General features: G+C 69.6%; 12 protein-coding genes. 9 read left to right on the top strand and 3 right to left on the bottom strand.

Translation table 11 applies throughout. The features are described 5' to 3' along the window. The first annotated feature begins 718 nt into the window (after positions 1 to 718). The 6 genes from ABZU75_RS15335 (at position 719) to ABZU75_RS15310 (ending at position 6,877) form a co-directional block, all read left to right on the top strand. The gene (locus ABZU75_RS15335) at positions 719 to 1,495 is read left to right on the top strand and encodes an AMP-binding protein (RefSeq protein WP_355554286.1); all 777 of its coding nucleotides are present in this window, start codon (positions 719 to 721) and stop codon (positions 1,493 to 1,495) included. A 397-nt stretch (positions 1,496 to 1,892) separates the two neighbouring features. Continuing rightward, positions 1,893 to 3,185 (top strand): ABC transporter substrate-binding protein, encoded by a 1,293-nt coding sequence (locus ABZU75_RS15330; RefSeq protein WP_350912104.1) that lies wholly within the window; start codon positions 1,893 to 1,895, stop codon positions 3,183 to 3,185. 52 nt (positions 3,186 to 3,237) lie between these two features. After that, complete coding sequence (locus ABZU75_RS15325) at positions 3,238 to 4,125, top strand: sugar ABC transporter permease (RefSeq protein WP_355554283.1); 888 nt, start codon at positions 3,238 to 3,240, stop codon at positions 4,123 to 4,125. Next, positions 4,122 to 5,045 (top strand): carbohydrate ABC transporter permease, encoded by a 924-nt coding sequence (locus ABZU75_RS15320; protein WP_355554281.1) that lies wholly within the window; start codon positions 4,122 to 4,124, stop codon positions 5,043 to 5,045. Before ABZU75_RS15325 ends, ABZU75_RS15320 begins: the two co-directional genes overlap by 4 nt. A 74-nt stretch (positions 5,046 to 5,119) precedes the next feature. Continuing rightward, positions 5,120 to 5,995 carry an MOSC N-terminal beta barrel domain-containing protein gene (locus tag ABZU75_RS15315; RefSeq protein WP_355554279.1) on the top strand — a complete coding sequence of 292 codons (876 nt, stop codon included), beginning with the start codon at positions 5,120 to 5,122 and terminating at the stop codon, positions 5,993 to 5,995. Between the two features lie 276 nt (positions 5,996 to 6,271). Beyond that, positions 6,272 to 6,877, top strand: a complete 606-nt coding sequence (locus ABZU75_RS15310) for a hypothetical protein (protein ID WP_355554277.1) — start codon at positions 6,272 to 6,274, stop codon at positions 6,875 to 6,877. Positions 6,878 to 7,000: 123 nt separating this feature from the next. On the opposite strand, the gene ABZU75_RS15305 is transcribed toward ABZU75_RS15310, so the two are convergent. Next, complete coding sequence (locus ABZU75_RS15305) at positions 7,001 to 7,996, bottom strand: winged helix-turn-helix domain-containing protein (RefSeq protein ID WP_355554275.1); 996 nt, start codon at positions 7,994 to 7,996, stop codon at positions 7,001 to 7,003. A 66-nt stretch (positions 7,997 to 8,062) separates the two neighbouring features. On the opposite strand from ABZU75_RS15305, the gene ABZU75_RS15300 reads away from it, so the two are divergent. Together ABZU75_RS15300 and ABZU75_RS15295 are read left to right on the top strand one after the other, a co-directional pair. Continuing rightward, complete coding sequence (locus tag ABZU75_RS15300; RefSeq protein WP_355554273.1) at positions 8,063 to 9,400, top strand: MFS transporter; 1,338 nt, start codon at positions 8,063 to 8,065, stop codon at positions 9,398 to 9,400. A gap of 76 nt (positions 9,401 to 9,476) precedes the next feature. Further along, positions 9,477 to 10,310, top strand: coding sequence for a pentapeptide repeat-containing protein (locus tag ABZU75_RS15295; RefSeq protein WP_355554271.1), 834 nt, complete (start codon positions 9,477 to 9,479; stop codon positions 10,308 to 10,310). A gap of 10 nt (positions 10,311 to 10,320) precedes the next feature. Here ABZU75_RS15295 and ABZU75_RS15290 read toward each other — a convergent pair whose 3' ends face one another. After that, positions 10,321 to 10,683, bottom strand: a complete 363-nt coding sequence (locus tag ABZU75_RS15290) for a helix-turn-helix domain-containing protein (RefSeq protein ID WP_355554269.1) — start codon at positions 10,681 to 10,683, stop codon at positions 10,321 to 10,323. A 108-nt stretch (positions 10,684 to 10,791) separates the two neighbouring features. On the opposite strand from ABZU75_RS15290, the gene ABZU75_RS15285 reads away from it, so the two are divergent. Continuing rightward, positions 10,792 to 11,445, top strand: coding sequence for an NAD(P)H-binding protein (locus tag ABZU75_RS15285; protein WP_355554267.1), 654 nt, complete (start codon positions 10,792 to 10,794; stop codon positions 11,443 to 11,445). A 158-nt stretch (positions 11,446 to 11,603) separates the two neighbouring features. Here ABZU75_RS15285 and ABZU75_RS15280 read toward each other — a convergent pair whose 3' ends face one another. Further along, on the bottom strand, positions 11,604 to 12,611 hold the full coding sequence (locus ABZU75_RS15280; RefSeq protein ID WP_355554265.1) for a LacI family DNA-binding transcriptional regulator: 1,008 nt from the start codon (positions 12,609 to 12,611) through the stop codon (positions 11,604 to 11,606). Positions 12,612 to 12,716 lie beyond the last annotated feature (105 nt).

The raw sequence follows: 12,716 nt of genomic DNA, 5'->3' as shown, positions 1-12,716 counted from the left end.
CTACACACTCCGGACTACACATGTGCGGGCGTGAAGATACATCTCGGGATACCTAGTCCGGAGTATGTTCCGGGGTCGCCGCCCGCCGTACGTTTTCCTGGTGTTCGACCGATGACGTCCAGCCTTCCGCACCGTGCCGGTCACAGTTCCGGTCCGGAACGGTGGGTCCACACCATCCCGGGCGTCTCGGTCGAGCACGTCGCGGTCGTCGCGTGTCCCGGTAGACGGCGAGGTCCCCTCGGAGGGGTGGGGGCCGGAGCCAAGGGCCGCACGCGGCAGCGGGCTCGAGTCGCGCAGGGCTCGAGCCCGCCTTCCGTTGTGGGGGACCGCTCGGGGCGCTGCTTTCGGGGCCTGATTCGGGGGACTGCGGCTCGGGGGGATCACTGGACATCTGGGGCGGATGCCCCGTCCTTCGGGGAGGGGGAAGCACTGCTCGTTTTTCGCTTGGTGTGCGGGTGTGCCTCGGTGGGGTCGGGGTGTTCCGCGATGACCAGGTGAGGCATGTTCATCCGAACGCGGCGGGGCGCGCCCGTGTTCGCGCGGGGAGGCTTCGGGATTGCCCGGGCAGGCGAATCGCGAACCGGCGGACCCGACCGGCAGGTCGGGTGCTGGAATCCCCGGCTTTCAAGACATGAAAGGGCGTCACGGGGCCGAATACACAGTCATCTACATACATCTGTCGATGCCCCTGTGGACAGGCGACCCTACCCTCATCGGAATGAGACCCACCTCGCCGTCCACCAGCTGCACACTCACCGAGGCGGTGTTCGGCTACGCGCACGGGCGAGGTGATCGGCCGGCCCTGATCGACCTCGGCGCCGGAATGGTGTACGGCTACCGCAGGCTGGCCGCGGAGGTGACCCGAGGAGCCTCGGGCCTGGTGCGGCGGGGGGCACGGCGGCGTCAGGTGGCCGGAATCCACGTGGACAGCGCGGTGGCCCAGACGTTGGCGGTGCACACGGTCATCGCGGCCGGAGGGGTGGCGGCGCCGATCACCTCGGGGTGTGCGGAGATGGCCGATCTGCTGGCCGAGTGGGAGGCACGGCTGCTCATCACCACTCCGCGCCTGGCGGACGCCTCGTTGCGGGCCGTGGAGGACTCGCGGGTCCGGCAGGTGATCGCGTTCGGCCAGGCCCGCGACACCGTCGACTTCGCCGACCTGCTGCTCCTGGAGCCCGTCCCGCTGCCCTTCCTCGACCCCGCGGTGCAGCCCGCCCTGCTGATCGAGGACGGAGGGGTGCTCACCCACCAGGACCTGATCACGAGGATGAGCCTGCTCGACAGGGGCGCCGAGCTGGGGAAGTCCGACGTCCTCCTGGTGACCTGGCCACTGAGGTGCAGCCTGGCCCTGACCACCCTGATCGGGCTGGCGTTGATGCGCGGCTCCCTGGTCGTCGTGGCCCCGGGTCTCTCGTCCGAGGACCTGGCGGCGACCATCCATGACTTCGGCGTCACCGTCGTCGCGCTCTCCGACGGTGCGGTCCAGCGCGTCTGAGCCCGCCCACGGAGCCTTACGAGCTCCTCTTCCCGCGGCGGCATCGAGCGCCAAGACCGGGTTGCGTCCACGAACATGGCGTACGAGCAGCCGAATCCGGGGGAGCCGGTCACGGTTGTCCCCCACCCCGGTGCCCAATATGACCGCTTTGTTTCCTCCTGGAGTGCTATTTCGCACTTCTCCACCTATGCGGTGCGCTGTGGTTTCGCGTGGGTGTGTGTCCGACCGGTTCGCTGTCACCGGAGGGTGTCATCTGGTGCTCATATCCCGGGATATTGAGCTGTTATCCGCGCGACCTTGACGGCGCTTGGTGCGGAGTGGCTTGATTGCCGTACTGACAACGTTGTCATATTTTCGGGGGTTTTGTGCACCCCAAACCCCGAAGGGACGGAGAGCTGTGCGACGACAGTGGATGGCAGCCGTCGCGGTCACCGTGGCGGGCCTGCTCGCCCTGACCGCCTGTGGTGACGGCGGCGGTGACGGTGCCACGCAGAGCCCGCAGGCCGACGCGAAGAAGAAGGTCGAGGTCTTCTCCTGGTGGACGGGACCCGGCGAGGCCGACGGCCTGAAGGCCATGAAGGAGATCTTCGAGAAGCAGAACGCCGGGCTTGAGTTCTTCGACGCGGCCGTGGCGGGCGGGTCCGGGGACAAGGCGCGGGCCCTGCTGACCACCAAGCTGCAGGCCCAGACCCCGCCGGACACCTTCCAGGGGCACGCGGGCGCCGAACTTCAGGGCTACATCAAGGCCGGGCAGCTCGAACCGCTCAACTTCCTCTACGACGAGCTCAAGCTGAAGGAGGTCTTCCCCCAGCAGCTGATCGACCAGATCAGCGTCGAGGGCCAGGTCTACTCGGTGCCGGTCAACATCCACCGCTCCAACGTGATGTGGTTCAACCCGGCGGTGCTGAAGGAGGCGGGCGTCACCGAGGTGCCGAAGACGATCCCCGACTTCGTCGCGGCGCTGGAGAAGGTCAAGCAGAAGGGCAAGATCCCGCTCTCGATCGGCTCGGAGTGGACCATGGTCCACCTGCTGGAGAGCGTGCTGCTCGGCTCGCTCGGCACCGACGCCTACAACCAGCTCTGGACCGCGGGCTCCGACTGGTCGGGCCCGGCGATGACCAAGGCGCTCGACGACTTCAAGACGATCCTGTCCTACGCCGGTGACCCGGCCGACGACTGGCAGCCCGCGGCCAAGCAGGTGGCCGACGGCGAGGCCGCGTTCAACATCATGGGCGACTGGGCGTACGGCTACTTCCACAACCCGCCGGACGGCGGCCTGGGCAAGACCTCCAAGACCGACTTCGACTGGGCGCCCTCGCCGGGCACCGGCGGCACGTTCATGTGGCTCTCCGACAGCTTCACCCTGCCCAAGGGTGCGCCGAACCGCGATGGGGCGGTGGCCTGGCTGAAGGTGGCCGCGAGCAAGGAGGGCCAGGACGCCTTCAACCCGAAGAAGGGCTCCATCCCGGCCCGCAAGGACGCCGACACCGCCCTCTACACCGACTACCTCGCGGACGCGCTGAAGGACTGGGGCGGCGGCAAGCTCGCCGGTTCCATCCAGCACGGCGTGGTCGTGAACGACGCCTGGCGCGTCGCGATCAACGAGGCGGTCGGCCTGTTCCACGGAGACAAGGACGTGGCCGCGCTGCAGAAGGCGCTGGCCGAGGCCGCGAAGAACTCCGGGCAGTGATTTTCGGTACGGCCCGCGAAGGCGCGGGCCGTACCTCGCGGAAGGGGTGTCCGTGACACGGGTACGCAGGTGGCTGCCGGGGCTGCTGCTGGTCACACCGTCGATCATCGCGATCGCGGTCTTCGTCTACGGCATGCTCGGCTGGAACTTCCAGTTGGCGATGACCGACAGGCACGACGAGGTGTCCGAGGGGAGTTTCGTCGGTCTGGAGAACTTCTTCACCCTCTGGGACCAGAAGCGCTGGGGCATCTCGGTCAACCACGCCATCGTCTTCACCGTGGTCTTCGTGTTCGGGGCGCTGCTGCTCGGCTGGCTGCTGGCGTTCCTGATGGAGAAGGGGATCAGAGGCGAGGGGACCTTCCGGGCGGTCTACCTGTTCCCGATGGCGATCTCCTTCGTGGCGACCGGGGTGGTCTGGCGCTGGCTGATGAACTCCGGTCAGGGCGAGCGGGCGGTCGGGCTGAACCGGCTGTTCGACAGCCTCGGGCTGGAGTTCCTGCAGTGGCAGTGGTTCCGCGATCCCGACTGGGGGATGGCCGCCATGGCCATCCCCGCTATATGGCAAATGTCGGGATATGTCATGGCGTTGTTCCTGGCGGGGTTCCGGGGGGTCCCCGAGGACCTCCGGGAGGCGGCCCGGGTCGACGGGTGCGGCGAGTGGCAGGTCTACCGGCACATCGTGCTGCCGATGCTCCGCCCGGTCACCCTCTCCGCCCTGATCATCCTCGGCCACATCTCGCTCAAGGTCTTCGACCTGATCGTCGCGGTCTCCGGCAAGCAGATCATCACCGACGTGCCCGCCGTCTTCATGTGGGTCGCGGTCTTCGACTCCCACGACCCGGCCAAGGGCGCCACCATCGCGTCGTACATCGTGCTCGCGGTCAGCGTCTTCGTCATCCCCTACCTCGTCTGGACCCTCCGCAGGGAGCGGCGCTCATGACCTCCACCGTGACCGACACCCCCGCCGCCCCCGTACGGGACGGGAACCCCGGCGGACGGGCCAGGCGGCGGGCGCGGCTGTCGCGCGGCGTCCGGCTGACGCTGCTGGTCGCCTTCCTGCTCGTCTTCCTGATCCCGATCTACGTGCTGCTGGTCACCAGCTTCAAGCCGCTGACCGAGGCCGATCCCGGCCGGGCCTGGGCGCTGCCCGAGGTGTGGACGGTCGAGCCGTGGCGGGTGGCCTGGGAGAAGCTCGCGCCCGGCATCTGGAACAGCGTGCTGCTGGCCGTACCCGGCTCGCTGATCTCGGCGGTGCTCGGCTCGATGAACGGCTACGTGCTGTCGAAGTGGCGCTTCCCCGGCTCCGATGTGCTGTTCACGCTGTTCCTGTTCGGCATGTTCATCCCGTACCAGGGCGTCATGATCCCGCTGGTGCAGCTGCTGGTGAAGCTCAACGAGGTCACCCTGGCGGTCACCGGCGTGCCGGGTGTCTTCTACGGAGCGATCCCCGGGCTGCTCCTGGCGCACGTGGTCTACGGCATCCCGATCTGCACCCTGATCTTCCGCAACTACTACGTCACCATCCCCGACGAGCTGATCGAGGCGTCCAGGGTGGACGGCGCGGGGATGCTGCGGACCTACTGGTCGGTGGTGCTGCCCGTCTCGGGTCCCGCCTTCGCGGTTGTGATCATCTGGCAGTTCACCTCAATGTGGAACGACTTCCTGTTCGCGGTCTTCCTGACCGGTCCGCAGAGCTGGCCCACCACGGTCATGCTCAACAACATCGCCGGAGCCCAGACCGTCCCCTACAGCCAGCAGATGGCCGCGGCCCTGCTCGCCTCCATCCCCACAATGATCATCTACGTCCTCCTCGGCCGCTTCTTCATGCGCGGCCTCATGGCCGGAGCATTGAAGGGCTGACATCTTGACGATTTTGTGTTAGATATCGCCTCTTTTTCTGGTGTGGAGGCCGTTCGGTCTCTAACGTGCAGGTCATGCTCTCCGCCTCACGGGCTGGTGCGTCGCCTGATGGCAGAGGGACCGCCGTTATCACCGAACTGGTCTGCTATCCCGTCAAGGGATGCGCCGGCGTCTCGATGACCGAGACGCTGCTGACGGTGGCGGGCCTGGCGCACGACCGCAGTTTCATGGTGGTCGGTGACAACGGCGTGTTCCGCAGCCAGCGGCGCGACCCACGGCTCGCCACCATCCGCCCCGAGATCAACGCGGAGGGGGATCGGCTCACGCTCCGGCTGCCGGGTTTCGACGCGCTGACCGTCGATGTGGATCTGCTCTCCACCAGGCGCGATGTGGAGCTGTTCGGCACGCCGTACCAGGGGATCGACCAGGGGCGGGCGGCGGCCGAGTGGCTGTCGGAGGTGTTGGGCGCGCCGAGCAGGCTCGTGCGGGTGCCGCCGGAACACCGTCGGGTGACCGACGGCTGGACACCGGGTACGTCCGGCTACGCGGACAGCAGTCCGGTGCATCTCATCTCCGAGGCCACCCTCGCCCTGCTCAACCGGCGACTTACCGAAGGTGGCGGTGCCCCGCTGCCCATGGCCCGGTTCCGCCCCAACATCGTGATCGGCGGGTGGACGGAGCCGCACCGGGAGGACGGGGCCCGGCGGATGCTCGTCGGCGACACCGAACTCGGTTACGCCAAGCTCGCCATCCGATGCGCCGTCACGATGGTCGACCAGGACAGCGGCACCAGAGCGGGGCCGGAGCCCCTGCGCACGCTGGCCACCTACCGCCGCGCACCCGAGGGCGGGGTCGCGTTCGGCGTGAAACTCTCCGTCGTACGGCCCGGCAAGCTCGCCCTGGGCGACCAGGTGAACGTCCAATCCTGGAGCGAGCCGGAACTTCGGTAGGCCGTTGCCGAGACGACTGACGGGCAGGGGACACGCCCATGGACGTGGTGTGCGGCATCCGAACCCTGCAAACGGGGTGCCGTACACCATATCCGTGGATCCGACCCAGCTCTGAAGGGTGACACGATCATGCGACTGTCCGTCCTGCTGTTTCTTGTCGCGCTGACCGCTTGCGGCGCCCCCGCGAGCACGGCTCGAACCTCGGACGCCTTGGCAACGGCATCCACACCCCCTACGCGGGAAGCACCGGAGACGGGGGCCGCACCGAAAACATCGGTGTCCCCGGCCTCGACGGGGCCGACGCCCCGATCCGCGTGCGCCCCGGTCCCGGCCAGAGCACTGAACCTCAGGCTGCTCCGGCAGACGGCCTTCGACTACGACCCGCTCAACTCCCCGGAGGAACTCGCGGCGAAGGCCCCACTGGTCGTCGCGGGCACCGTCGAGGACTTCCTGCCGGGGCAGATCGTCGAGGAGGGGATCCCCGGTGACCGCACGCACTACGTGCTGATGCCGGTGCGGGTGACCGAGCGGTTCAAGGGACCGGCCGCTCGCCTGGTCCGCGTGAAGTTCTATCAGGGGGCGCGAAGAAACGAGAGCCCGGCCCTTTCGGTGGCAGATTTCCGCCGGGCGGTGCCCCGGGGCACCCGGGTCCTGCTGTTCGTCTATCCGGACACCCGCGAGGGAACCGTCATCAAGGACCGCGCCGCGCTCCCGGCCGGAACGCCGATCTACTCGGCTCACCCGCAGGGCGTACTCCTCGGCCGGGGCCTGACGGTCATCGGCGGCATGGAGGAGATCAACCCGGCCTCCCGCTGGGCCGACCCCTGCGGCCTGGACGGCATCGCCACCCGCCTACGCGCCGCCGGCCACCAAGGACAGTGACCACCTCCACCACAGGCGGAAGCCCGCACTCGGCTTCCGTGAACGATTCCCGAACGCCCGTCAGCCGCCCTGACCTTCCCGATTGATCAGACGCCCGCAGTAAGGGCCGACCGGTGAACGGTCTCACCGGGAAGCGTCGAGGGCCGGTGATCGGCTGACCAGGGAGTCGCCCAGGGGGGTGCGGTGGTAAAGGACGGTGCGGCCGGTGCGGTTGCCGGTGATCAGGCCCGCGTTGCGCAGGGCGGCGATGTGGCCGCCCACGGTACCGAGGCTCAGGCCCAGCAGGGTGACGAGCTGGGTGGTGGTGGCAGGGGTCGCGAGTTCCAGCAGCAGGCGGGTCCTGGTCCTGCCGATCAGGTGGACCAGGCCGTCCGCCGCCTCGGCCGGGATACCGACGCCCCTGGCCGGATAGCTGATCGCGTACGGCCAGTCGTCCTCCAGGTAGGAGCCCATCTTGATGGGGAACACGGTCGGCACGAAGAGCAGCCCGCGCCCGTTGAGCCGGTGGGTCTCGTCCGCGCCCCCGGCCAGCACCTCGATGACACCGTCGGGATGCCACCGGATCCGCGGGGTGAGGTCGTCGAGCGCCGCCGCCCAGCCGTAAGTCGCCAGGCGGCCCGCCCGCTGGATCACGTCCCGCTCCAGGATCGCGTGGAAGCGCGGCCACGCGGGGGAGACGATCTCCTCCCAGATCGCCTGGAGCGCCTCGGCGAAGAGCCGTACGACGTCGGGGGAGAACAGCACCTCCCTGACAGGCGCGGAAGGGCGCGGCATCCCCTCCAGGTTCCTGGCGATCTCGTCATGCGCCTGCGCCACCGGGGTGGCCCGTACCACCGCGAGCTCCGCCTCGAACGGGGTGTCCACTCCGGTCGGCGGCGGTGCGGGGAAGTCGGCGTTGTAGTGCCGCTCGCGGAAGAGCGCCACCAAAGGGGCCAGTCCCGGCTGCGTGAGCAGCAGTCTCTTGTACGGCTCCCGCATCCGGTCCGCCCACGACCGCCACTGGCCGGACCCCCTGGCCCCGGACAGGATCCAGAGGGCATGCTTGGTCACGATGAGCGGGGAGATGGCGAACCTGCTGGCCATGATGTCGTGCGGGGTGACCTCGATGCGATAGACCACTGAGCAACCTTTCGGATATATCCGAAAGATTAGCCAGCGGTCCGGGTGCCGTTCAGCATCGTCTCCATGACCACAGAAGAACGCGGCGCGACCTACACGGAGGTCTTCGCGAGCGGTGAGTTCCGTGTCCTGTTCGGAAGTTTCACCCTTCTGGTGGCCGGTGACCAGGTCAAGATGCTGGCCCTGTCGGCGCTGGTCTACGCGCGGACCGGCTCGCCGGGGCTGTCGGCGGCGGCGTACATGCTGGGCTTCCTGCCCTACGCCGTCGGCGCGACGTTCCTGCTCTCGCTGGCCGACCGGATCCGGCCGCGCGCGCTGATGATCATGGGGGAGCTGCTGCGGGTGGTGACCTGCCTGCTGATCGCCTTCGCCGGACTGTCCGTCTGGGCGATGCTCGCCCTGGTCCTGGTCACCGGCCTGTTCTCACCGGTCTTCGGGGCCGCGCGGATAGCCCTGCTGCCCGACCTGCTGCCGGGGGACGCGTTCGTGCTGGGCAGGTCGGTGCTGACCGTGACGTCGGCGGGAGCGCAGATCGGCGGGCTGGCCGTGGGCGGCGGCATCCTCGCCGCCACCGGACCCTCGGGGGCGCTGGCCGCCACCGCCGCGCTGTCCGTGCTGGCCGCCGTGGTGCTCCGCTTCGGCCTGCCCGACTTTCCGGCCAGGAACGCGGAGGCCGGTGGCCGGGCGGAGGACGACGACGCCCCCACCGGCGCGGAGGGCGGCCGCCCTGCCGGTGATGGCGCTGTGCGGGACGGCGGTTCTCCCGCGAGTTCTCCCACCGGAGAGGCGGAACGCGGGGGCGTGCGCACCAAGCAGGCGAGAGGCAGGGGTGCCGTCTGGGAGACCCTGCGGGTCAACCGGGTGCTGCTGGCGGATACCCGGATACGCGGCCTGCTTCTCGCGCAGTGGCTGCCGGTGGCGTTCGTGACGGGTGGTGAGGCGGTGCTGGTCCCCTACCTGGGGAGCACCGCCGGGTACGCGCTCGCCGCGGCCTCCGCGGGCCTGGCGGTGGGAAGCTTCGTCGTCGGCCGGCTGGTCTCGCCCTCGGGCAGGGAGCGGCTGGCGTTTCCCATGGCGGTGGCATCGGGCCTTCCGCTGCTGGTGTTCGCCCTGCAGCCGGGGCTCGGGGGAGCCGCGCTGCTCGTACTGCTCGCCACGGTGGCGTCGACCGCCTACGAGCTCGGGTTGCAGCGGCGGTTCGTGGAGGCGGTGCCCGAGTCGATCAGGGGGCAGGCGTTCGGCCTGGCCTCGGCCGGGATGATGTCCGGCCAGGCGCTCGGCGCGGCCCTGGTGGGCGTGGCCGCCGAGCTGACCTCCCCGCACATGGCGATCGTCCTGGCGGGGGCCACGGTCGTCTGCTGCTCACTCGCCCTGCACCGCTCCCTGCGGCCGGAGCCTTCCTGACCGGACCTCCTCGTACGGTCGGCGAGAATGGAGGTTCGTGCAGAACGTTCCACCTCGCGGCAGGAGATCACCTACGTTGTCCCAGAAGCGCGAAGTCCCCCTGGCGGGCGGAGACCGTCCCGGTCTGCGGGCCGACTGTGCGAACTGCTTCGGGCTGTGCTGTGTCGCGCTGCCCTTCGCCGCCTCGGCCGATTTCGCGATCGACAAGGACGCGGGGAAGCCGTGCGTGAACCTGCGGGCGGACTTCCGCTGCGGCATCCACGCGAACCTCCGCGAGCGGGGCTTTCCCGGCTGCACCGTCTTCGACTGCTTCGGCGCGGGGCAGCAGGTCTCCCAGGTCACCTTCGGCGGGCAGGACTGGCGGCAGGCTCCGGGCACCGCCGGGCAGATGTTCGAGGTGTTTCCCGTCATGCGGCAGCTCCATGAGCTGCTCTGGTACCTGACCGAGGCACTGGCGCTGCCGCAGGCCCGCCCCATCCACGATGATCTCCGTCACGCGCTGGACGACACCGAGCGCCTCACCCGTGGCAGTGCCGAAACGCTCGTGGAAACGGACGTGGCGACGGTCCGTCAGGGCGTCAACGCCCTGCTGCTCCGCACCAGCGAGCTGGTACGGGCCGAGGTGCCCGGCCGCAAGAAGAACCACCGGGGAGCCGATCTCATCGGGGCCAGGCTCAAGGGCGCCGACCTGCGCGGGGCCAACCTGCGCGGGGCCTACCTCATCGCGGCCGACCTGCGAAACGCCGACCTGCGTACGGCCGACCTCATCGGGGTGGACCTCCGGGACGCCGACCTGCGCGGTGCCGACCTCACCGGGAGCATCTTCCTCACCCAGGCCCAGGTCAACGCGGCCAGGGGAGACGCCGCGACCACGCTGCCCGCCGCGCTCACCCGCCCCGCGCACTGGTAGCGCTCCAGGTTCAACGACCCTGGTGGGCCTCGCGGGCGTCGAGCAGTGCGGGCAGGTGCGCCTCGGCCCATTCGCAGCAGGCGGCCATGGGCTTGAGGAGCGTGATTCCAAGCGGAGCCAGTTCGTACTCGACTCGTGGGGGGATCTCGGCGTAGGCGGTGCGTGTGATCAATCCGTCGCGCTCCATCGCCCGCAGTGACTCGGTGAGGACCTTTGGCGTGATGCCGCGTAGAGGCACCTGCAGTTCGGAAAACCGTCGAGGGCCCGCCTCCAGGCACCGGATGATCTTCCCTGTCCATTTGTCGCCGATCCGGACCGGGGAGGTGACGTGTGCGCATCCGTGGAACATGTCGGGATCAAGTGGCTCGCTCACGCCGGCAAGCGTACGTAACTATCGTTGCGGAAACCAAGGGGGCGCCCAATAGTGTCCGTGGCATCGGCCACCGATTCAGGTCGGCCTTGTCGAACGGAGCGTCGTCTCATGAGCAGGATCGTTGTCTTCGGTGCCGGTGGGCGTGCGGGTCGACGTGTGGTCGCCGAGGCTGTCACCCGCGGTCACCAGGTCACGGCGGTAGTGCGGGATCCGGCCAGGCACCAGGACCTGGCAGGTGACGGCGTGGTGCTGGCCGCCGGTGATGTCACGAGCGCGGACAGCATCGCGGCGGTGGCAGCGGGGCACGACGCGGCGATCAGCGCCGCCGCCCGGCTCGACATGTCGTCAGAGGAGTTCTTCGCGGGCGCGGCCCATGCCCTGCTCGATGGCCTGGCACGGTCCGGGGTGGTCCGGCTGCTGCTGATCGGGATCGGCACCACGCTGGAGATCGCGCCTGGGGTGCCCGTCCATGACGCGCCCGATTTTCCGGCGGAGGGCCGCGCGTTCTCCCTCGGGCATGCGGCGGAACTCGACGTGCTCCGTGCGGCGGACACGGAGATCGACTGGCTGGTCCTCGCCCCGCCGCCGGTCGTCCTCGACAATGACGCGCCACGCACCGGCCGGTACCGGATCGGTGGTGGCCAGGTTCTGCCGGCCGATGACGACGCCGCCACGTTCTCCTACGCCGACCTGGCGGTCGCGCTTGTGGACGAGGTCGAGACGGCGAAGCACCACCGCATGCTGGCGGCGGTAGCCCACTGATTGCGGCAACGACGGGGCATCCTGTCATCGGCGGCGGTTCGACGGTCACGGGGACGAACGCCCCAAGGCCGTCGACGAGGTGCCGCGAGCTCGCCCCCTTCAGGGCCGAGAAGCTGACAGCCAGGTGAGACGCCGAGCCCACCGGCTCTGGTGGTGCCTCATCCGGGGAGCTCTCCCGAGCCCCGGGGAATGAGCCGGGTCGGCAGCTCGACCCGCTCGGGGGTGCCCTGTTCGCCCGACAGGCGGCGGAACAGCAGCTCGGCGGCGGTCCTGCCGAGTCGCACCGGGTCCTGGGCCACCACGGTCACGCCGGGGACCAGCAGGTCGGCCAGCTCGAAGTCGTCGAAGCCCACCAGGGCCGGCCGGTGTCCGGTACGCAGCACGGCCACGGTGATCCGGCCGTTGCCGGTGAACACCGCGGTGGGCGGGGCATCGCCGGAGAGCATCCGGTTCAACGCCGGACCCGCCTGCTCGGCCGGGCCGGTCGCGACCAGTGACGGGTCGAAGGACAGGCCCGCCTCGCGGAGGGCACGGCGGTAGCCGTGCAGCCGCTCGCCCGCGGTGAAGATGGACGCGCTGTCGCCGATGAAGGCGATGCGGCGGTGACCGTGCCGGATCAGGTGGCTCACCCCCGCGTGCGCGCCGCCCGCGTTGTCGCAGAGCACGGTGTCGGCGTCCAGCCCTCCCGGCCGGTCGGCGAAGACGGCGGCGATGCCCGCGTCGAGTTCGGGCCGCAGGTAGTCGTGGTCGGTCCCGGCGGGCACGATGACCAGGCCGTCGACCCTGCGCGAGCAGAAGGCGAGGATCAGCTCCCGCTCGCGCCGGGGGTCCTCCCCCGAGGAGCCGCTGAGCACCAGCGAGCCGTGCCGGAGCGCCACGTCCTCGACCGCGCGGCTGAGCCCCGAGTAGAAGGGGTCGGCCACGTCCTCGATCACCAGGCCGATGGTCGCGGTCCTGCCCTGGCGCAGCACCCGGGCGCTCTCGTTGCGCCGGTAGCCGAGCCGCTCGATGGCGGCCGTGACCCGTGCGGCCGTGGCGGGGTTGACCCCCGGCTCCTCGTTGACGACCCGGGAGACGGTCTTCAGCGCCACCCCGGCCGCCTCCGCGACGTCCTTCATGGTGGGACGGCCTCGCACACTCTCTGTCACGACTCGATCATCGCCCATGCACAGCGTACTGACAACGTTGTCAACAGTGATCGGGTGAACTCGCGTCCGAGCCGTCGTCCGTTGCGGGCGGGCCCGTGGGGTCCGGCCACGCCCGGACCCCAC

Source organism: Streptosporangium sp. NPDC005286 (genome assembly GCF_040607515.1).
Taxonomy (GTDB): Bacteria; Actinomycetota; Actinomycetes; order Streptosporangiales; family Streptosporangiaceae; genus Streptosporangium.
Note: the sequence above shows the minus strand (reverse complement) of the source record. Positions and strands in the feature narration are given on the sequence as shown.